General features: G+C 56.8%; 20 protein-coding genes. 18 read left to right on the top strand and 2 right to left on the bottom strand.

All coding sequences use genetic code 11. The features are described from left to right. Positions 1–1,137 (bottom strand): hypothetical protein, encoded by a 1,137-nt coding sequence (locus K7H91_RS19280; RefSeq protein WP_230721848.1) that lies wholly within the window; start codon positions 1,135–1,137, stop codon positions 1–3. Between the two features lie 144 nt (positions 1,138–1,281). On the opposite strand from K7H91_RS19280, the gene K7H91_RS19275 reads away from it, so the two are divergent. The 11 genes from K7H91_RS19275 (at position 1,282) to K7H91_RS19225 (ending at position 11,941) form a co-directional block, all read left to right on the top strand. Next, positions 1,282–1,764: a hypothetical protein gene (locus tag K7H91_RS19275; protein ID WP_230721847.1), complete on the top strand. Its 483-nt coding sequence runs from the start codon at positions 1,282–1,284 to the stop codon at positions 1,762–1,764. A gap of 8 nt (positions 1,765–1,772) precedes the next feature. Next, a complete protein-coding gene (locus K7H91_RS19270) occupies positions 1,773–2,315 on the top strand; it encodes a hypothetical protein (RefSeq protein ID WP_230721846.1) in 543 nt (180 codons plus the stop codon). Positions 2,316–2,329: 14 nt separating this feature from the next. Continuing rightward, entirely contained in the window at positions 2,330–2,704 is a 375-nt protein-coding gene (locus K7H91_RS19265; protein ID WP_230721845.1) for a hypothetical protein, read from the top strand. 1 nt (position 2,705) lies between these two features. Continuing rightward, complete coding sequence (locus tag K7H91_RS19260; RefSeq protein ID WP_230721844.1) at positions 2,706–5,732, top strand: hypothetical protein; 3,027 nt, start codon at positions 2,706–2,708, stop codon at positions 5,730–5,732. Further along, positions 5,729–6,565 carry a hypothetical protein gene (locus K7H91_RS19255; RefSeq protein WP_230721843.1) on the top strand — a complete coding sequence of 279 codons (837 nt, stop codon included), beginning with the start codon at positions 5,729–5,731 and terminating at the stop codon, positions 6,563–6,565. The genes K7H91_RS19260 and K7H91_RS19255 overlap by 4 nt, the downstream gene beginning before the upstream one ends. Beyond that, on the top strand, positions 6,562–7,281 hold the full coding sequence (locus K7H91_RS19250) for a hypothetical protein (RefSeq protein ID WP_230721842.1): 720 nt from the start codon (positions 6,562–6,564) through the stop codon (positions 7,279–7,281). Before K7H91_RS19255 ends, K7H91_RS19250 begins: the two co-directional genes overlap by 4 nt. Beyond that, the gene (locus tag K7H91_RS19245) at positions 7,278–7,871 is read left to right on the top strand and encodes a hypothetical protein (RefSeq protein WP_230721841.1); all 594 of its coding nucleotides are present in this window, start codon (positions 7,278–7,280) and stop codon (positions 7,869–7,871) included. Before K7H91_RS19250 ends, K7H91_RS19245 begins: the two co-directional genes overlap by 4 nt. Next, a complete protein-coding gene (locus tag K7H91_RS19240) occupies positions 7,871–8,980 on the top strand; it encodes a hypothetical protein (RefSeq protein WP_230721840.1) in 1,110 nt (369 codons plus the stop codon). The genes K7H91_RS19245 and K7H91_RS19240 overlap by 1 nt, the downstream gene beginning before the upstream one ends. A gap of 65 nt (positions 8,981–9,045) precedes the next feature. Beyond that, complete coding sequence (locus K7H91_RS19235) at positions 9,046–9,495, top strand: hypothetical protein (protein ID WP_230721839.1); 450 nt, start codon at positions 9,046–9,048, stop codon at positions 9,493–9,495. A 3-nt stretch (positions 9,496–9,498) separates the two neighbouring features. Next, the gene (locus K7H91_RS19230; RefSeq protein WP_230721838.1) at positions 9,499–11,718 is read left to right on the top strand and encodes a DotA/TraY family protein; all 2,220 of its coding nucleotides are present in this window, start codon (positions 9,499–9,501) and stop codon (positions 11,716–11,718) included. Between the two features lie 13 nt (positions 11,719–11,731). Continuing rightward, a complete protein-coding gene (locus tag K7H91_RS19225; protein ID WP_230721837.1) occupies positions 11,732–11,941 on the top strand; it encodes a CopG family ribbon-helix-helix protein in 210 nt (69 codons plus the stop codon). A 380-nt stretch (positions 11,942–12,321) separates the two neighbouring features. Here K7H91_RS19225 and K7H91_RS19220 read toward each other — a convergent pair whose 3' ends face one another. Continuing rightward, the gene (locus K7H91_RS19220; protein ID WP_230721836.1) at positions 12,322–13,041 is read right to left on the bottom strand and encodes a L,D-transpeptidase; all 720 of its coding nucleotides are present in this window, start codon (positions 13,039–13,041) and stop codon (positions 12,322–12,324) included. 701 nt (positions 13,042–13,742) lie between these two features. On the opposite strand from K7H91_RS19220, the gene K7H91_RS19215 reads away from it, so the two are divergent. From K7H91_RS19215 to K7H91_RS19185, 7 genes are all read left to right on the top strand, one after another. Beyond that, complete coding sequence (locus K7H91_RS19215; RefSeq protein WP_230721835.1) at positions 13,743–14,105, top strand: hypothetical protein; 363 nt, start codon at positions 13,743–13,745, stop codon at positions 14,103–14,105. Between the two features lie 120 nt (positions 14,106–14,225). Then, positions 14,226–14,750: an SH3 domain-containing protein gene (locus K7H91_RS19210; protein WP_200338288.1), complete on the top strand. Its 525-nt coding sequence runs from the start codon at positions 14,226–14,228 to the stop codon at positions 14,748–14,750. 155 nt (positions 14,751–14,905) lie between these two features. Beyond that, a complete protein-coding gene (locus K7H91_RS19205; RefSeq protein WP_230721834.1) occupies positions 14,906–16,429 on the top strand; it encodes a Do family serine endopeptidase in 1,524 nt (507 codons plus the stop codon). A 567-nt stretch (positions 16,430–16,996) separates the two neighbouring features. Next, positions 16,997–17,494, top strand: a complete 498-nt coding sequence (locus K7H91_RS19200) for a hypothetical protein (RefSeq protein ID WP_230721833.1) — start codon at positions 16,997–16,999, stop codon at positions 17,492–17,494. Positions 17,495–17,668: 174 nt separating this feature from the next. After that, entirely contained in the window at positions 17,669–17,950 is a 282-nt protein-coding gene (locus K7H91_RS19195; protein WP_230721832.1) for a zf-TFIIB domain-containing protein, read from the top strand. A gap of 105 nt (positions 17,951–18,055) precedes the next feature. Continuing rightward, positions 18,056–19,021 (top strand): calcium/sodium antiporter, encoded by a 966-nt coding sequence (locus tag K7H91_RS19190; RefSeq protein ID WP_230721831.1) that lies wholly within the window; start codon positions 18,056–18,058, stop codon positions 19,019–19,021. A 106-nt stretch (positions 19,022–19,127) separates the two neighbouring features. Beyond that, complete coding sequence (locus K7H91_RS19185; protein ID WP_230721830.1) at positions 19,128–20,564, top strand: alkaline phosphatase D family protein; 1,437 nt, start codon at positions 19,128–19,130, stop codon at positions 20,562–20,564. Positions 20,565–20,584: the final 20 nt, after the last annotated feature.

Here is a 20,584-nt window from a genome sequence, read left to right as displayed (position 1 = left end):
CTACTCCATCGTGAGCGCCGTATCGAGCGCCTGCTGGGTGAGATTGCCAAATGCGAACTGTCCGCCCTCGGGAGTCTTGTAGATGAAGAAGGGAACGCCCTTGATCCCGTTCTGGCGCATCCACAACACGTTTCGGCGAAGAATATCCGCCGTCTGATCGTCGATCTTGTCGGGAGCAATTGCAGCAACCTTTTGACCACCAACGCTTGAGGTCGCGGCATACTCATTTTTCAGGAAAACCGTGCCGACATTGTCCGACTGAAGGATGGCCGCAGAGATATTGAAAGCCGCCTCGCTGAGGATCGGGACGAGAATGATGCGCAGGTCGATATCGCCGTTTTGGATGAGCGGCTTCATTGAATCGATCGACCATGCACAATGCGGGCACGTGGGATCGGCAAGCAGGAAAAAGGTCGGTGCATCGGGCTTTGGATTGCCGACCGGGAACCACGCGCTGAAATCATGGGCCTGCTGCACCAGCTCATCCAAAGACTGGGCGGTCGGAATGTCTGGTGTATTTTGAGAGCCCACCGACGCCAGTTTGGGCGGTTTGCCAGCGTCCGCCTGATCGGCCGATGCGGCCCGCGCGGCATCGTCGCTCGGTTCAACTACATCCGAAGACGGTGCTTTGACAGGTTCCGCTTCCGCAGGAACTGCCTCGGTCAACCGACCGGGGGGTTCGAGAGCGCTGGGGTTCGATGCAGCGGGCTCCTCGTTGGCAACCTTCGGTGAAGGGGACCCTGAAGGAGAAGGGGCGCTGGCGGTTTCGAGGGAAACAGTATTCGGTCTTGTCGATAGCAACGCGCCGGAAATGTCCTCGCCCTGTGGCCCAACAACCGAGCCGAAAATCGTCAGTCCATCTTCCGTTGTCAGCGCAAATTTCTCTGTGCCGTCACCCTGCGGCACAGCCCATGCCTGCATGCCGCCAACTTTCATCAGCGGGCGCGCGCCATAGAGGTTGAGCTGGTTCTCGATAAAAGGTGCTGCTGATGTGCTGCAACCGACAAAGGTGGTCTGCCAGGGCAGGTCGATGTCTGCCTGAGTGACATTTTCGGCGATCGCCCCGAGTGGCCACAGGCCGAGTAAGGCGGCGGGGAAAATGACGGACGTAGAAACCGCCGACTTGCGTTTGAACATTAAGGAGGCCCCCGGCGCTAATTTGTTCCTGTCAATGTTGCATTAAGCAGCGTGTGCTTGTAATACATCAAGACATTGGAGCTGTGAAGTCCCCTTTCTGGACCGGTGATTTCGGGGAAAAATCAGACTTCATCGGGGGCTCTCGTGACAAATCAAATTGAGTTATACGAACACGAATCGTATCGACGCAACCCTAATTTGTTGAAAATTGGCCCTAAATCGCTTGTTTTCATGGCGATCGTGGTCGCTGTGGCCGTGTCGGCGGTCAACCTCTACCTGTTTTTGCGTGAACCAGAGGCGGTCAAATCAGATCGGGTCTCCGATGCAACATCGGTGCAGGTCTCAGAGCTACATTCAGAGGTACAACGACTTAAAACCGCGCAGGCTGACCTGGTACAGCAACTGAACACACTGACCGCCAGGAACGGCGTCCTTGAGCGCATTATCGGTCATGTGAATGAGCTGAAGAAGCAGGACGAGTTTATCCTGAACGAACTGGTCACGCTCCAGGGCACCGGCGGGCCTCTTGGCTTTGAGGCCGCAAATGGCGGCGTTGGCGTGCAGCACGAGATTGTAACCCATCCGGTCGTCGCCATGCCGGCCCCGGACGGGGATAGTGCGGAATAGGGCGGGCTATGGATAGTTTTGTCCAGCTTCTGGAGCGCGGTGTCGCGATCATTGCCCCCTTGCAGGCGTTGGTCGCAGGCACCTGCTTTTTGGTGGGTCTTATCTTCGTGGCTCGCTCGATCATCGGCATGGCTTCAGCCCACGAGCTCCGTAGTATTGGGGGCGCGGCGTCTGGCTCATACACCGGTCCGCTGGTTCTGTTCTTCGTCGGCTCACTTCTGATTTCGCTGTCGACGGTCATCGGGGCATTCCTGATGAGCTTTTTCCTGCAATCCGAGAGCGTGTCGGCGGAACAGGTATTCACCTACGCGCCCGAAATCACCAAGCCGCTTTCCGCTGAAATGAGCCAGAGAGCGGTTATTGCCCTGGTTCGTTTCGCGCAATTTATCGGCCTTCTCGGATTTGTAAGGGGCCTGTTCCTGCTCGCCCGTGCCGGCAATGGCGGACAAATCGGCGATACGGGACGCGGGATTGTCCATCTCGTCGCAGGGACGTTGGCGATCAACATCGTCGTAGTCCTGCAGATGCTTGAAAAACTTCTGGTCAAATAAAAAGGAGAGACCAAATGCAGAGAAAGTGCACCGGCCTGCTGACATTTTCCGGCTTTTATCTGGCCACGCTAGGGCCCGTGATGGCGCAACAATCGCTGGGCGATCTTGCCAGCAATTTTTCGACGACCACACTTGGCCCTTGGGCCGACCTTCTCGGCTCCATCGCCTTCTTCGGCGGCCTTTTGTGCATCATCATCGGCATTGTGAAACTCGTGTCGAACTCCAGGAATCCGCATCAGCAGCATTCCCCGATGTCGATGCTCATCTGGTTTCTCGCCGGCGCACTGTTGATCGGCTTGCCGGCCTGGGCTGGCGTTGGTGTCACGAGCTTCCTCGGCTCGGGTGCGGATACCTCGACCATCGATGGAACGCTGAGAAGCATCAACTGATATGGCACGTTTCGGCGAAACCCTCGACTACATCGCAGCGGCCTTGAGCCGCTCGGTCTTCCGCAAGTCGCTGGATGGCTATTGCCGTCTGGTGACCGCGGAGGACAACGATACCCTTGTCGCCGACGACGGGTCGCTGGTGAGTGTCTTTGCGCTCGAAGGGTTCCGCTCGCTGGCCGGTGAAACGGAAGTGTCGCAGACTGTCGAACAGCTGCGACGCACGATCACACCCTATTTTGCCTCTCCCGGATGCGCCCTGCAATTCTGGTTCGGCCATTCGCCGGATCTCGGCGCATCTGAAATCGACATGGCATTAAGCTCGATAGGGCGCGTCGCCCATGACAGCGGTCTTGACGTTGGCGACTTGATTGACGAGCGCCGTAGGATTTTGCCGCGAAAGCTGACCGGAGAACGTTCTTATCTGGCGGTGTGGTCACGCCCCTCCAACCTGACAAAGAACGAGATCAAGGCGGGGCAGGCGGCGAGGAGGAAAAACCTCTCAGGCGCGCCCTCGATGCGACAATCGCAATGGCCCGATGCTGCTCTGGAAGCACTCAGAACACGTCACAGGTCGGTCTCGGATGCGCTTTTGCGCGAATTTGCGCTGGTCGGCATCGAAATGGAGCGCTTGGATGCGCGTACGGCCATCACAGCCGCAAGAGGCGTTCTCTACCCCGAGTTTCTGCACGCATCACCAAGTTGGTCTCCTGTTCTGCCAGGGGACATGATGCGGAAGAAGATGCCGTCCACGAATGCCGAACTGAAGAAGGGCGATATTTCCAATCTTACGTGGCCGGCGCTTTCTCGCCAGTTGCTGACCGAAAGCGCAACGATCGTCGATCAGTCGACGGTTGAAATCGGCAACAGCGTCTTCTCGGGATTTGATTTGTCCTTGCCGCCTGAGATCGTTGTTTCATTCAATGATCTTGTGCGGCGGGTTCTCGACAGCAAAGACAGGATTTCCTGGCGCACCTCGATGCTGATCGAAGCAGGCGGCTATCAGGGGCAGATCTTCAAAGAACAATATGCTCGGCTGTTCACCTGGACCGCGCCGTCGCGCAACCGGCGTATCGTACAGGCGTTCGATGCCTTGCGCGAAGCCGACGGCATCGACGATACGGCCGTTCGCTTCCGTGTCTCCTTTGCGGCCTGGGCTCCGAAAACGCACAAGGACGTGCTCATGAGACAGGTTGCCAATCTACGGCGAGCTGTCGAGCGCTGGGGATCAGCGCAAACCGATGCACTGATTGGCGATCCGGTTGAAAACGTCATGTCGTCAGCGCTTGCGATGAACTGCGCATCGACGGCGCCGCCCATGGCAGCGAGCCTGTCGCATGCACTGGCGATGAGTCCGATTTCGCGTCCGGCGAAATGCTGGGATCATGGCGCTGTGCTGTTCAGAACTTCGGACGGAAAGCTGTGGCCCTATCAGCCGGGATCATCCAAGCAGACGTCATGGGTCGACGTTATCGTCGGAACGCCGGGCTCCGGCAAATCGGTCCTGCTGAACTCGATGAACCTTGGCGTGGCGATGTCCCCGCAAAGTGGCCAGTCAGATGATGGTAGCGGATTGTTGCCCCGCATTTCGATCATCGATGTCGGCCCGTCCTCGGCCGGATTGATTTCGCTGCTGCGTGACAGCCTGCCGGCGAACCGGCGTCACGAGGTCGTCTATCACCGGCTTCGGATGGAAGAACAGTATTCTGTCAATCCGTTCGACACCCAGCTCGCATTGCGGTTTCCCCTTGTTCACGAGCGCGGATACCTCGTCAATCTTGTGACCTTGCTATGCACGCCGGACGGGGCTGAATCGGCCTATGACGGTATTTCCACGCTGGCAGCAAGCTGCATTAACGAAGCCTATGAGCGGTTTTCGGATGACCGGGAGCCGAAGAAATACGTCCCATCGGAGAGTTATGAAGTCGACGCCGCTCTCGGTGAGGTCGGCTATGTCGCCGACCAGTCCTCGACCTGGTGGGAGGTGACCGACATTCTGATGGAAAACGGTCGACGGCATGAGGCTGCACTGGCGCAGCGCTTTGCTGTTCCGACGCTGTCCGATCTCATCTTGGTATCGAATTCCGAGACTGTGCGAGAACCCTTCCGAGAAATGGTGACGCGCACCCAGGAGCCGGTACTTAAAGCATTTCAGCGCATGGTCAGCTCCGCGACCAAGGATTTCCCCATCCTCGCTCGCCCGACGCGTTTCGATGTCTCCGGCGCGCGCATCATAGCCTTTGATCTGTCGGACGTGACCGCGACGGTCGGGCCGCAAGCGAAACGACATACCGCTATCATGTATATGCTGGCCCACCATGCCGTCACCTCTGACTTCTGGTTGGACGAAGACGAGTTGCGGGGCCTGAAGGCACCGCAAGTCTACATCGACTACCATCTGCGCCGTTGGAAAAATAACCGTCAGATGCACAAACGACTGTGCTTTGACGAGTACCACATGACTGGTGGGCTCGGTATTCGCCAGCAGGTCATCAATGACGTTCGAGTGTGCCGGAAAGCGGGTGTCCAGATCGCCTTGGCATCGCAGCTGATGGATGACTTCGATGAGGCCATCCAGAAGCTCGTCACCAATATTTGGTTCTGCAACGTGCCGACCGAAAGCGCGATTTCAGAGGTCTCCGAAACCTACAATCTTTCAGCCTCTGCTCGATCGATCCTCCGAACGCTCCATGGCCCCGTCCCTGGCGAGGGCGCTCCGGTCATGGCTTATCTGACGCTGAAGAGCGGTGTTTACACCCAATATCTGATCAATGAGCTCGGCCCGATCGAGCTATGGGCGCTGTCCACCACATCCGAGGACACGGCCTTGCGGTCCATGCTCTATGACCGTCTCGGCTCGAAGCGCGCGCGCGCCATTCTGGCCGCCCGCTTTCCCGACGGATCTGCAAAGGCAACGATCGAACGCCGGCTCGGTGAGCTGGAAGATCGGGGCGTTGCCGTTGACGAGGGCAAAAGAGGCGATGTCATCCGCGATCTCGCAGATCAAATTGTGAAGGAGGCAGTAGCATGAGTTTTCGAAACGTGGCGCTGGCGCTTCTGTTGTCGTCATCGGCAGCTGTCGCGCAAGACACGGACGTAGCGACCAAATACATCACCTTCAACGATGTGGATGCGGATGCGACACAGGTCGCTCGCAAGATGTATGGGCGCTTCTATCGCATGGTCGAGGCCGAGCGCGTCTGGCTGGAAGAGCCGACCGATAGCTATGACCAGATGGTGGTGCGCCTCGGCGACAACCGCAAATGCGATCCAAACTGCGGCGTTGTTGCTCTTTATTACAGCGAGCCGGACGCAATGTGGCTTGAAGTCTGGCGGGGCCTTGGCGATGCGGTGGGTATTGGAGACGTCGGCATGGATGGCATTCGCTCCATCCATGCCGACGACGGTCGTGTTTGGAAATGGTTCAGCACGTCCTACTCGCCCCAGGTACTAGGTGATGTTTACGAGTCCCGCGTTGCCACGGAAGATGAGAAGCGCGCCGCCTATGGCGTCCTGAATGCTCGATCGGCACCTCCCGAGGGCGTCGAGCCGCCTGAGTTTCTCGCATTTGACGTGGACCTGAAGAGCGGCGACGAAACCGTCATTACAGCGCGTTCCCTTTACTATTGCGGCAACGGTCCCTGCCCACTGATTGTCCTCGACGGGGATAACAAGGCGATCGCCAACTTTCGGACCTATGCCGAAGATTTCGCTCTGGAGCCAGATCGCGACGAGGAAGGTTACCGCTTGATCGAATTGTCGATCGATGACGGCATTGGCGTTTACAGCGTCGGCAGTGGTGAACGGGTCAAGACAATCGGTCTTATGCCTGTCCTGGAGGCCGGTCGGGAGAAGCCGCTATGAAACAGGTTATCTTGTGCTTATCCGCTTTTTCGCTCGGCCTGGCATCTGTAGCGGCACATGCCGGATATCTGGATGCGCTCAAGGGGCATGAAGGCGGCGACAGCTACTCGATCATCAACGAGAAGGGCACCGCGCTCGGCAAGTACCAGATCACGGCCGGTACATGGGCCACGCTCGGATATACCCAGGGATCTGGTGGTGACTGGTCAAACTACACCTTCACCGAAAAGGCCCGCGCCGCCGGCGTCTCTTCGCTTGACGATCTCCGGTATTCCGAAGCCGGTAAGGCGTTGCAAGAGCGCGCCGTGAACGAGCTGACCATCAGCAACTGGAATTCAATGAGTTCCCAAACACGCGGGCTGGTGGGTCAGACAGTCAATGGCGTGCAGATCACACAGGAAAGCCTGCTGGACGCGGCGCATTTTCTTGGCTCCGGCGCCCTGAATGATTGGGTCGCAAGCGGTTTTGATCCCAACGCGCTACCCGAGAGCTATCTCGCGGCCAATGGTCTGTCATCCTATGCGCAGCTGCAGGATCTCATCCTGAAGCGCATGGCATCCATCAACGGCAATTCATACGACGGCTTCGGATACACGAACAGCTATTCCGTCGGGGGAATGTATGGCGCGACCAGCGACTTTCCCGGCTTTGGATCAAAGCGGCCCGTTCTCATTCAGGAAGTGCCGCCATATCAGGGAGAAAAGAAAACGCTATGAAGAAGCTTCTATTGGTTTTTGCACCTGCCCTGATGCTGCACGCGGGATTGACCCATGCCGCAGAGGGAACCGACCAGATCGAACAACTATTCGATTCCATGCTCGGCGGCCAAAGCGGCGCATGTACTGACACCGTTAAAATCAGTTTGACCGACGCAATCCGCGCAGGAATCGACACTGAGGTGGCTCGAAAAGAAGCGGCGCTTCAACAACCGAAGCCCATTGATGGCCTTGGCTGCCTGGACAATCTCATGAATCTGGACCTGGATATCGCCATTCAGGTTCCTGATGTGCAGGGCCTGTTCGATTCTGCCTTGTCCAACGCAGAACAACAGATCTGCTCCTTTGCACAAGAAGCCTGGGACAAGGCCACGGAGCCCCTGACATCGGCGCTTCAGCTGCCGTCCTTCGACGGCATCTCGGTAGACAGCTTTACCGGCGGTTCCAGTGACGTTCTCGACTTCGGGTCCGTCAACATGGGTCTGTCACAGGGCGGCGACTATGGCGGCGACGCGGGCGTCAGAGACGCTGGCGAGAATTCGCTGCTCCGCGACACTTATCAGAAGCTCTATGGCACCGGAGGACAGTGATGAAACACCTGATTTATGGCTTGTTGGTTTCGGTTGCGAGTGTCGGACTGGCGCAGACGGCTGAAGCGGCATGCTCCTGCGGTGGCGTGCGCAATATTGTTGCCCAATACAGCAACAAGACAATTCAGGACGTCAACGACCATACGACGGATGTCGGTCAGCAAATTGCGGATACTATCCTGAAAGGGGTCGCACAGCTGAGTGCCTATTCCAATCGATCCGTCGAGGCGCAAAAGCGCATCGAGGACGCAGCACAGTTGAATGACACGCTGCGGGCGCGTCAGGAGGCCCGCGGCCAGGCTGAGGGCGGTCGCTACGATCCGGCAGCCTCGGCCTGCTTCGACCTTTCCGGGCTGATGCAATTTGGCGGCGGAACTGCTTCCTATGGCGGCGGCGGGACTGACGTCTCCAATCTTTCGCGCAATCGCTCGCGTGGCAACGGTGCTGAGGGACAGGCCGTTTCCCAGGGTGGGCTTGCGGTCGCCAATGCGATTATCAAAGACCGGGACGAGCTGGAAGATGTTGGCGGCTTCAAAGATCCGACGTCTGACATTCGTTTTCTGACCGATGCGCAGACGTTGGACACGTCCGAAGGTAAGGTTGCTCAGGCATATGCACGCATGGTCAACAATATGGTTGACCCGATCCCGGCAAAGCCAATTACGGAAGGCGAAGCGAAAACGCCGGCCGGCAAGGCGCAGATGGCGGCGCGCCAGGTCGACGCGACACGTCGCTCAGCCTCTCACGCCATTCTTTCCTACCTTGGCGATCTGAGTGCGCCGACCGGCAGCAGCGAGCTCGCCGGATGGGCCAAAAAGGCCGCGCCGACCAACTACCCCTATGAGATTGGAGACAAGGTTTCGAAACTTCAGGCTTTGGATATTTTCGTTGAAAGTCGCTTCCCGAATCCGGAATGGCATCAGGCCGTTGCCAAGATGTCACCAGAAGCCGTTGAACGCGAAAACCTTCTGACCAATGCCCTGCAGCTCTACGTCTCATGGGAGCGTTTCGGTCTCGAACGGCGACAGGCGGCCGCTCTGTCTGCACTGCTCGCTCTTCAGCTTGACGATCGCGACAGCAGGACAACCGTAATCCCGGTGAATGACTGATGAAAAGACGGCGGAACCGACAGGATGATCCGCACAAGACTGGCTGGCTTGCCCGACGCGGCGGCATGCACCAGCTTTCCTTCATCGTCACGTCCGGGTTTTCGGTCGGCATGGCGGCATGGGATATTATCTCCAGCACGATGCGACCGAAGCGCTATTCGCGTGACAGGTTCTTCAAGACGGACGAAGACGGCGGCATCTCCCGCTTCAAGGCCCAGACATCTGGAATGAGCCAAAAGGAAATCGACGACGATGCCCGCGCCTGGCTACGGGAGCGAACGGTTTACACGATCATCGCGTTTCTTTGTCTCGCTGCGATCCCGGCCATGTTTGCCTTCGGCATCTTCAGCATTTTCACGCTCATCGCACTCATCGTTTTGGCACTTTTGTTAGCGGCCAAGGCCATGAAAGCTGACTTTGCCTACTGGCAAATCCGACAGGGCCGTTTCGGCCCCTTTGCGGACTACCTCCAGCACCGTCTTCCCTACGACATGCAGATAATCAGGAAGGATTGAACCTTGCGGCGATTTTTCAAAGGTCTGCCCCTGGCCTTCATCTTTACCAGTTCCGGCGCGTTCGCACAGGAAATCGATGTCGTGGACATTCTGTCCGGCGGCGGCGACGAACGAACGAACACCTATCTGAACACGATTTTTGGTCCGCTTTTTCCCGGCCCGAACGACAGAACCCTGATCTCGGTGCTAATCTCGGACTTCAATATCCTGTTCTTCGCCCTCGGTGCGATCTTGCTGGCCTACAACATTATCATCGGGACGATGGAATCGGCGCACCACGGCGAAGTCCTCGGCCGGCGCCACTCATCGCTGTGGGCACCGATCCGCACACTGGTCGCAGCGGCGCTGCTTATTCCTATCCCTGCGACAGGTTACAACGGCGTTCAGCATGCAGCCGCCTATCTGGTCCAGTTTGGAACGGGTACGGCATCCTACTTTTGGCAAAAGAGCGTGGATCTGGTGTTCAACGACCACATGCCGATCGTTGGCACGGACATGTCCCAAAAGGACGGCCAGTTCATTCAGGCTGTTTGGCGCATGGAAATGTGCCGGGCTGTTTACAACGCTGAGGCTGCAAAGGGCGGGGGCGACATTGCAGGCATTACCAAAAACTGGCGGACAACCGCCAGCGGCAGCTCGGCGCTCTCCTATGACATGCCCAATTATCGGGGTGCGTGCGGTACGATCACGCTTCCTTCCGAAACCAAAGGTTTCCAAAGGATCGCTGCCTCATCGGACAAAACATACGCTGACTATGCAAAAGCCATGCGCGACGCAGTTACTCAGATCACCAACAACTATGCGCCGACGGCGGATTCAGTCGCCCTGGCCGTCTCTCAAAGGCAACCTTTGCCCGAATATAGGGGCCTTGCAGATGATCTTGCGGAATGGCGCGAACTTCATGCCAACATCCTCAAGGACTATATCGCAACCGACAAGCTGCAAAAGGACGTCCAATCCGCGGCATCCGAAACAGAAACGATCAACATCAACGGCATCGGCGACATGGAGCAGAACATCGACCTGTCTGCCAGTCTGAAGGATGGCGGATGGCTGCAAGCGGGCTACTACTATCAGCTGATCAGCCGCTTTACCGCCGACGCTTCGGCCGTCGCGGGAGGAATTCCGCAGACAACACCCGGCGGCGCGATCGGAGCGACAGCCAATCCGAAAGGTCGGGTCGGAGAGTCTGTTGCCTCGCAATATGACGACGCCAACTGGTATCTGTTCGGTTCAGCCCAGGGAGACGCCACGAAATTCCTTGAGAGTTTCGCCGGCACCTACAATGGTGTGGTCGAATGGTGGAACGAGAGCGTCGCCCGAAGCAATGTTCGCGCCTTTACCAACGAGCGCGCAGCCTTTGCGGATTCAACGGCCGACATGACATCCTATATGGTGTCTGCCGGCAATCTGTACGAAGCCTTCGACTTTCTGAACCCGGCTGCCAATGACGGCGACCCTATGGTGGGCCTGATCGCCGTCGGCAATCAGCTGGCGTTCTATAGCGGCGTCATCATGATTTCGCTCGCGGTGCTGGCAGCGGTGCCTTTTCTTGGACAATCCGTGATCGCGTTCGCCGGCTTTCTCGGCTGGGTCTTGAGCGGGATCTCGGTTGCCGGCTACTTCATGGCATTTGTGCTGCCAATGATCCCGACAGTGATTTGGGTCATCGGCGTGACGGCCTTCTTCCTGTTGGTCGTTGAGATGATCTTCGCCGCACCGTTGTGGGCAATCGCTCACTTGTCGATGGAAGGCGAAGGTTTGGGCGGTCGGCAGGCCCGGCGCGGATACGTCATGTTGCTGGCGCTGACGGCAACACCGGTGCTCATGCTCTTCGGGCTTCTCGTGGGCATGATCATCTTCCGGATTGGCGGGACGCTTCTCAACGGGGGCTTTTACTACGCCATAACCGCAGCCCAGGCTCTGTCTGGTGACAGCTACACCCAAATCACGTGGTTCATCGGCATCTTGGCCATCATGGTGTTTATGCTCTTCGCATATGTCGTCATGCTGGAACGCTCTTTTGCCTTGATCGCCGAATTTCCTGCGAAGGTGTTCCGACTGATCGAGCCGGATGCCGTCAGCGATCTCGACACGCATGCAGCCATACGCGCGAACGTCGCTGCTGGCGGAACAGCTGGCTCAATGGGCAGCCTGACGACTTCGGGAGGCAACTCCCTAAATAGACGCATCGCTGGCAATGCGCCGAGAAAGAATGATTAAGGAAGGAGCCGAAATGATTGACACCAACTCTCCCGTTTCTGTTCGGTTGGATGTCGATACGCGCGGCAAACTAAACGCACTGGCCAATCGTCTGAACAGCACACCATATGCGCTGATGCGCCAGGCAGTTGCAGAGTTTATCGAAGACAATCACGGCGTTTTCAGCTCCGATACCAGATTAGAGCAGCGGATAACAGATGATACGCATATCCAGAACCCTTGATGAAGTTGCGGCATCATATCCGGCTGAGGATTTCGCCGTAGCCTCACCACAAATTCTTGAAAGTTCTGGCATCTGCCCGTCGTCCAGTGGCACGACATGATCCCAGAACAACGCCTCGACCGGGTCCAAAATGCGCGCCGCTTACGCTCCAAGGAGACAGCATGCGGCGGCAGAAAACACCATCCAATTTGGCCGGCGCGGAAGAAGACGAAATCAATCGCCGACGAGTCCTGCCAGACAAGCGATAATCGACCAAGCTAGACTGTTCCGGAATTAACGAAACGACTCTCCCGTTCCTTCGAAATACGCATACCGCCGTCGTCATCTCCTGATTGTGTGCGCTTGACTGCGGCGCCAAGATGACTTCCGCTTCGGTGCCCTTAGGCTCCGCTATCGAGCCCTCTCCAGCGGGTCTGGGTTGTAGTATTCCGCGCGACGGATTTTTCCTCTCCGGTAGGCAGCACGACGACCTTTGATCCGTCAGGCACACGGCGATAAAGATCCATGACGTCTTGGTTCATCATTCGGATGCAGCCCGAAGACATGGCCTTGCCGATTGACCATGGTTCGTTGGTGCCGTGGATTCGGTACAACGTATCCTTGCCATCCTCGAACAGATAGAGCGCCCGGGCACCGAGCGGATTCATCGGCCCTCCATCCATCCCGTCTGCCCATTTCTGGTAGGTTTCGGGATCTCGTCTGATCATGTCCTGTGTAGGCGTCCATGTCGGCCATTCACGTTTGTATGCAACGGTGGCCGTACCGGACCATTCCATGCCTGCACGACCAACGCCCACGCCGTAACGCATGGCCTTACCGTCATCCATCACGAGATAGAGGAACCGTTTTTCCGGATCGACGACCAGCGTGCCCGGCTGTTCGCCGGTCGGATCATCAACGATCCTGCGCCGGAATTCAGGGTCGAATTGCCTCATATTGACAGCTGGCACAATGAACGGTTCATCGGTGACGGCGTCATAGCGGGCATCATACATTACTGGATTCGGCGTCTCGGGTCGAGGCACATCCCCAGTTGATGCGCAGGCTGACAGCCCTGCGGCCACGACCATCAGAAAAAGCCGAAATGCAAGAAGTTTCATGCGTTGTTATCTCCCTTGGCGCGACGGTATCGGTCTTCCGGCACTGCCTTTCGGTATCCGTCGCCGTCGAGCTTGGTCGTCAAAATCGAATTATTTGGATAGTTTGCTGCAAGAAGGAAAATCCTGTGCTTCATTTCGATCTCTTTCGGCGATCTTCCCGCGCCACCCGAGACAGTTTCTGTGGATGGTCTCGGCGAGGAAATCCGCTAATTCAAACGAAGCACTGCCATCGCGCCCTCGGTAACATCCTGGGGCAGCGATAAGCAACCTACCAAAAACAGAACGCCGCTTGCCATCATGAAGGACAACTCTACTTGCTGGTTCGCTTCGATTGCAAAAACGATCCCCCCACAGCGGCCTCCCTCTTTTCATTGTCGGCATTGGTTCCTCGACTCCGTATTGGCGAAGCGGCAGTGGCGCTTGCTCAGCGCACCCGCGTCCATGTTGAACTCATGCAAGGCGAGGCTCAATCTGGAGTGGTCCCCAAAGTAAAGCGAATAGTCTGTACAATCGGCAGGTCTCAGACGGCGACCGAAGCTCGATGGGTATCCATTGTGTACCTTGAGCAGTTCCAATTCGACTGCCTTAACGACGGTGGCTTAGCTGCTACCGAATATCTTGCCTCCCTAGGAACTCAATCACCGAGTTTTTGACTCTCAGCCACCGCATGTTAGGCTTCCTGAGGAAGGAGATCATGAAACATGACTATACCATCCTGGATAAAGCCCGCAGCTTGGGGCGCGGTATGTGGTGCCGCTGCCATAACGATTTTCACGATGAGTGCCGGTTGGCTGGTGACCAGCGGCGCCGCAGAAGAACAAGCCGCGAATGAGGCTGACCGCGCGGTCATTGCCGCTTTAACGCCGATTTGCGTTGCGCGGTTCAATAAGGTCGCTGAGACGCAGCAAGAGAAATATATTGCCGCCCTTGAGCAAGAGAGCACCTGGAGCCAAGGTGATTGGATAGAAGAAAAGGGCTGGGCAACGCTTCCCGGTAGCGAAGAACCCAACGACGAAGTCGCTGAAGCATGCGCCGAGCAATTACTTGCCGCAGCAGAAAGTTAACAAGCTAACCAGTGGGATGTCGGACAATATTATCAAAATCCGACATTCACAATTGGTTCTTAATTAGATGGTGGCTAGGGTCCGTGATCAAAAGCCGCCATTTTTTGAGAAACAACTATAATGAAGTTGAATTTCCTATCGCTCTTCGCTTCCCTCTATATTGCTGCATCAGTACTGCCTAATGGCGCTCAAGCTCTTGAGGAAAAGGGCCAGGAAACGGGTTTCCCGCTTCCTCGCTTTGTTTCTCTCAAGTCAGAGAAAGCAAACATGCGGGTCGGGCCCGGCCTGCAATATCGGATTAAGTTGGTCTACACTGAGCCCGGCTTTCCATTGGAGGTGCTGGCTGAATACGGGAACTGGAGACAGGTCAGAGATTATTCTGCCGACGTCGGCTGGATGCATGAGGTACTGTTATCCGGGAAGCGGACAGCAGTGGTTGCGCCGTGGAAGAAGGGGTATACGGCTCTGCGCGAGCGTCCGTCCTTTGACGGAGACGTAAGGGCGAAGCTGGAGAGCAAAGTTTTGGTCAACGTCAACTCATGTAACACGGCCTGGTGCAACGTTTCGGCAGGCGATCCTTCCGTGGAAGGTTATGTCAATCAGCTTGCTTTGTGGGGCGTCTACCCTGGCGAGGCTATCAATTGAATCAAGCTGCACGAAATTTGCATTGGCTCAAGTCATCGGCAACCTTCTGTCCGCCTTAACAATCTTTCATCAACTTTCAATCTCCTCGTAATGCGGCAGGTTTTATCCTGTGGCAAAAGAGCCACCGGCCATAAGCGGATAGGAGAACTTGATTGATGAACGAAGCCAATAACTCGACACGACTCAAAACCATTCTCAAAGGCTCAGCGGCAGCAGGACTTGTAGCTGCGGTCGTCTATGGAGGTATCACTGGCTCCGCGATCAACGCTTTTGCTGATCCGGTTCAAATTGAAGCCCCGGCAGAGAACCCTGGCTTCGCCGATGTCGTCAGCGCGGTGTCGCCAGCAGTGGTGTCGGTTCGGGTCAGAGGCGAAGTCAAACAGGTTTCAGACAATGTACCTGGCTACGGTTTTGGGAACGGTCTTGGCAGACTGCCCGAGAATCATCCTCTACGACGTTTCTTCGACCAATTTGGCGGACCAGGCTTTGCCGCGCCCTCTCAAGGGAAAGGCGAAGCTCCACGAGAAGTTCGCCCAATGTCACAAGGCTCGGGCTTCTTCATCTCTGACGACGGCTATGTCGTCACAAACAACCATGTCGTAGATAACGGCTCTGAGTTTAGTATTCTTCTTGATGACGGGACCGAACTCGATGCGAGCCTTGTCGGCAAAGACAGCCGAACGGATTTGGCGGTCCTCAAGGTCGACGACAAGCGGAACTTTACGTATGTCGATTTTGCCGAAGACGAGGACGTGCGCGTGGGCGACTGGGTGGTCGCGGTTGGCAATCCCTTTGGGCTTGGCGGTTCCGTGACTGCCGGTATCGTATCAGCACTTGGTCGCGATATCGGAACCGGCCCTTATGACGATTACATCCAGATCGACGCCGCAGTGAACCGTGGCAACTCCGGCGGTCCGGCATTCAATTTGAATGGTGAAGTCGTGGGCATCAACACTGCGATCTTTTCTCCCTCTGGTGGCAATGTCGGAATCGCTTTCGCAATTCCAGCGTACGTGGCGCAGGACGTTGTGCAGGACCTCATCGATGACGGCAAGGTCGAGCGCGGCTGGCTTGGCGTACAGATCCAGCCGGTGGACGCCGAGATTGCGGAATCGCTTGGCCTTCGGGAGGACCGAGGCGCGCTTGTTGTCGAACCCATGCAGGGCTCTCCAGCGGCCAGAGCTGGTATCGAGACCGGAGATGTCATTATAGCCTTGAATGATGAGCCGATCGAGGACGCCAGCGATCTCTCCGTCAAGATCGCGTCTGCCGGCCCTTCAAGCGAGGTCCAGCTCTCGGTATGGAGAGACGGTGAAACGAAATCGATCGACCTGACGCTCGGGAATCTGGCGAAAGCTGATGTCAATACAGCTGAAAGCCAGGACACGATAGCGCCGAGCACGTTTCAGGCGCTGCCAAGTGTTGGACTGACGGTCGCCCCTTCCCAAGAAGGCAATGGCTTGGTGATCGCCAAAGTCGATCCAGAATCCGATGCCGCGTCGCAGGGTATCTTCGAAGGCGAACGCATCGCCTCAATCAATAACCGGAAGGTAAGCGACATTGATGATGCCAAGGCCATCTTGAACAATGTTCAAAAGTCTAGCAGAGAGCACGCCCTCTTCCAGATTGAAGGGGAGCGAGGCAGCCGTTTTGTGGCCTTGCCGATTCAGCAGAGCTAATCATCTCCAAGCGAGACTTTTGGTGCACCTTTTGCCGTTGACGGTAGAGATCCATGAGATATCCACCCCAGATAGGAGGACATTTCATGGACGAAGATCAGAAGCTGAATGTGAGGACTGGAGGAAAACGCTCCATCGGGAGCTTGTGCGTCAGCGTCTGGTCATGGGCGCAGCCTCTCGCAGCAATAGAAGAGATCGGCCATTTGTTTCCACACAGAGGTCATAGAGGGCGGAGGACAATGGCTTGATCCGATGATGGCAAACGGCGAATACTCATCGTCAGTATAGGGCAACGCTGCTGTGAACGGCGGCAGCACGGATTGAATCGCGTCGGGCGTTGCCTCTTGGAACTGAACAGCCTCGTCATCAAAGCAGTGCGACATCAGAAGGCCACTCGAGGCGGCGGTGCGAGTAGGGGGAGGCTTTCGCACGACTGCCGCGTGTCAAAGCGGAAACCGTTCATCCCCTGGAACAATCACCGCATTCGCCAGTTCGAAACGTAGAAGTCGCTTGCCGGCCTCTCTCGCAGGTCGGCAGCAAACGACGAAATGCGAGGAAAAGATGATAGTGAACGAGAGCACCCACCACCGCCTCAAAGACCCGGCGCACTGGTATTGCGTCAGTCTTAAGATCTTGATGACTTTGCTCGGGATCGTGTTGGCCATCGGTGGCCTCTGGCTCATCGCGCTGGGTGAAACCTGGTTCGATCTGCTTGGCGGGCTTGGTCTTGTGATCTCCGGCACGGGGATGGCCAATACTTCCAGCGTCGGCATGTGGGCCTATCTTCTTTCTTATCTGTTTACCCTCGGCTGGACGTTTTGGGGGGTTGAAACGGACTGGTCCTCGCTGGCGCCAGGGCTAGTCGCACTGATCGTGCTACAGGCTTCGGTCTTTATTTGTATTTCATTGTCAAGTTCACCCCGTGATGCACATGGTCATGGTCGAGCCGCCGCCATGGCGGCTTTCTTGGTCGTGGCGGCTGGCAGCTTTCTGCTCACGGCGCCTGAATCTCTCAGGGTGGTGGTCGGAGAGGTATCTCATTACATCGATATCCTGCCTACGTGAGGAGCGTCGAACTGGAAAACCTGACACTTGATCGACAGGACCATTTCACTTCACGACTTTGTGCCAAGCTATGGAATAGGAGGTGCAAAGGCCGAATCCATTCTGCAAGGGTTGTAATCTCGCCTCCAATGCCCAATTGAGTGCTTGACCTGAACTTGAGAGCTGGAGAAAAGCATGCAGTGTCCGCTGGACGGTCAAACCCTCGTCATTGCCGAACGTAGCGGTATAGAGATTGATTATTGCCCCAAATGCCGCGGGGTTTGGCTGGACCGTGGCGAACTGGACAAGATTGTCGAACGATCGGGCCAAGCTGCGATAGAGCCGGTACGGGGACGCGAAAGCCGCGAGGCGCCTTCATTCGGGCGTGACCATGATGATGATCGACCCGGTCATGGATCGAAGCCCTACAAAAAGAAGAAGAAGGAATCCTTTCTCAGTGACTTGTTCGATTTTTGACGTTGTGAAGACCATCGCTTGGGCTTGTTTGGCCGTTTCGCAGGTGCCTGTTGACGTCTAAGATGCTTGCAGAACCAGAATAAGTTTTGAAAGACGAGGACTCGAATGCTCCCTGATCTTGTGCTCGTTGTGGCAGGTCTCTTTCTTCTTTTCATCGGTGGTGAAGGCTTGGTGCGAGGCTCGGTAGCCATCGCCGAACGACTGGGTATATCAAAACTTTTGATCGGGCTGGTCATTGTCGGGTTCGGGACATCCACGCCGGAACTGCTTGTATCGGTAAACGCTGCCCTTGACGGCGCGCCGGAAATAGCGCTCGGAAATGTGGTGGGTTCGAACATCGCCAACGTGCTGCTGATCGTAGGCATAGCGGCCGTGATCGCTCCCATAGCGAACTGGGAGCGAACAGCCGTTCGCGAGGCGGTGATTGCGTCCCTCGTAACGCTTGCCGCATTTGCGCTGGTCCAGGGCGCGGTCATCACCCGTCTGGAAGGCGGCGCAATGCTGGCTGTGCTCGCGGGCTACCTCGGCGCAAGCTACTGGTTGGAACGGCGAGATCGCAAGGCAAAGGCCTTCCAGCATGAGACCGACGAGTTGAAAGATATCTCCCTGACACGACCTTGGCTGGCACCGGTCTTGGCAATCGGCGGAATAGCTGCGCTGGTATTCGGAGCTGACTTGTTGGTCGAAGGAGCTGTCAACATTGCTCGTGATTTCGGTGTGCCGGATGCGGTCATCGGGCTGTCACTCGTCGCCATCGGAACCTCCCTGCCGGAACTCGCCACGGCCGTCGTCGCCGCTGTCCGACGTCATTCCGATGTGGTTCTGGGCAACGTGATAGGTTCGAACATTTTCAACATCCTCGCAATCCTTGGCGTAACAGTACTGATACATCCAATCGAGGTTGCAACGCGGTTTCGCCAGATCGACACGCCGGTGATGCTTGGAGCCGCGTTGTTGCTGCTGACGCTGCTGTTTGCGGCCAAATCCATCGGGCGGATATGGGGTGTGCTCATGCTGGCTCTCTATGCGTCCTACATGATATTCCTGTTCTCCAACGGCCTATCGGCTTAAGCATGAAGATTGGAATTGTTTTTGGGACTGAAATGATCAGACTTGGGACGGTAAAGGTTCCGATTGCCCGTGTTATGTCCGAGGCAACCCGCAGAAGCTCTTGAGCATGTCTATTCTTGTCACATCACCCATCGGGCCTATCCTTTTCCTTGATGGTGTGCGGGAGGGGCGACTAAGCCTTTCGGCCCTTTTCATTGCCGCACGGGGTTATGTGCCGCCACCGATCATTCTCGGAGATGCCGAGGTCCATGCAATGGCTTTGGCGGAGTATGATCATGCGATCGCTTGGAGGGCGCGGTTCTCACTACCGGCCGATCGGACCTCCGCCTACGCCTGGGATGGCGTGAGCTATGAGGTCGCCGGCGATCTCACGGGTGATATTCGTCTGGCTTATGTCTCGTGCAATGGCGAAGAAATAGCCGACATGGAACGTGAGGGCTCAGAGCGCAACGCCATGTGGGCGCGCCTGCGCGAAAGCTATCAGGCCAAGCCCTTCGCGCTCATGCTTCACGGCGGTGATCAGGTCTATGCCGACGAGATCACGCTCGATCACAAATTGAGCCATGATTGGCCCGATCGCAAACCGGACGATCCGTCACCCCCGGCGCTGGCCGATCTGCGACACCATCTGCGCGAGGGTTTCTTCGCGCGATATGCCGCGATTTATTCAACACCTGAGCTTGCCTGGCTGGCCGCGCGAACACCCTCGCTCATGCAGTGGGACGATCACGACATCTGCGACGGGTGGGGATCGTTGCATCGCTCCCTGACAGAATCTCAGGTGGGCCAGACGGTTTTCTCAGTCGCGCGGGAGAGCTTTCTGATCTTCCAGCAAGCGGCCAGGGAGGGTGACTTGCCGTTCCGGTTCGCGGACCGCTCGGGGCGACATCTCGGTTGGGGTATTTCCGCGCCCGGACTGCGCATTCTCGCTCCGGATCTGCGTTCGGAGCGAACGCGAGACCAGATCATGGGGACTGGTGGTTGGGCAATGATGACGGCAGAAGCTTTGCGCAAGGCGGAAGGGCACACGTTGCTGATGTCGAGCGTCCCATTGCTCGGGCCGAGGCTGTCACTGCTTGAGGCTCTGATGGCCGTCATTCCGCGGATGCAGAAATACGAGGACGACTTGCGAGACCAGTGGCAAAGCCGTGCGCATCGCGAGGAATGGCAGCGGATGCTAAAGCTCGTGATCCAGATCGGTCAACGTGACGGCCATCACCTGACCGCGATCTCAGGAGAAATTCACCTTGCCGCCCGTGCCGTGATGGACCTAGGACACGGCCTTCATCTCAATCAGCTTGTCGCGTCCGGCATTGCCCATCGTGCGCCGCCCAAGGCTTGGGCTCACTTCCTTGGCGCTCTCGCATCGCTTGGCGAGCAACCGCTTCCTGGGCATCCCATCCGAATTAAGACGGTGCCTGGTCAAAGCGAGCGCTACACAGCCGAACGCAACTATTTGCTTCTCGATCGATCATCCGGGACCTGGTCAGCGCGCTGGGACCTGGAAACGAGCGGCATGACCAAATCGCTTGCACTTTGCTGATTGTAGATCATGGTGTATTC

The sequence above is a fragment of the Martelella mediterranea genome, from assembly GCF_021021415.1.
GTDB classification, from domain to species: Bacteria; Pseudomonadota; Alphaproteobacteria; order Rhizobiales; family Rhizobiaceae; genus Martelella; species Martelella mediterranea_C.
Note: the sequence above shows the minus strand (reverse complement) of the source record. Positions and strands in the feature narration are given on the sequence as shown.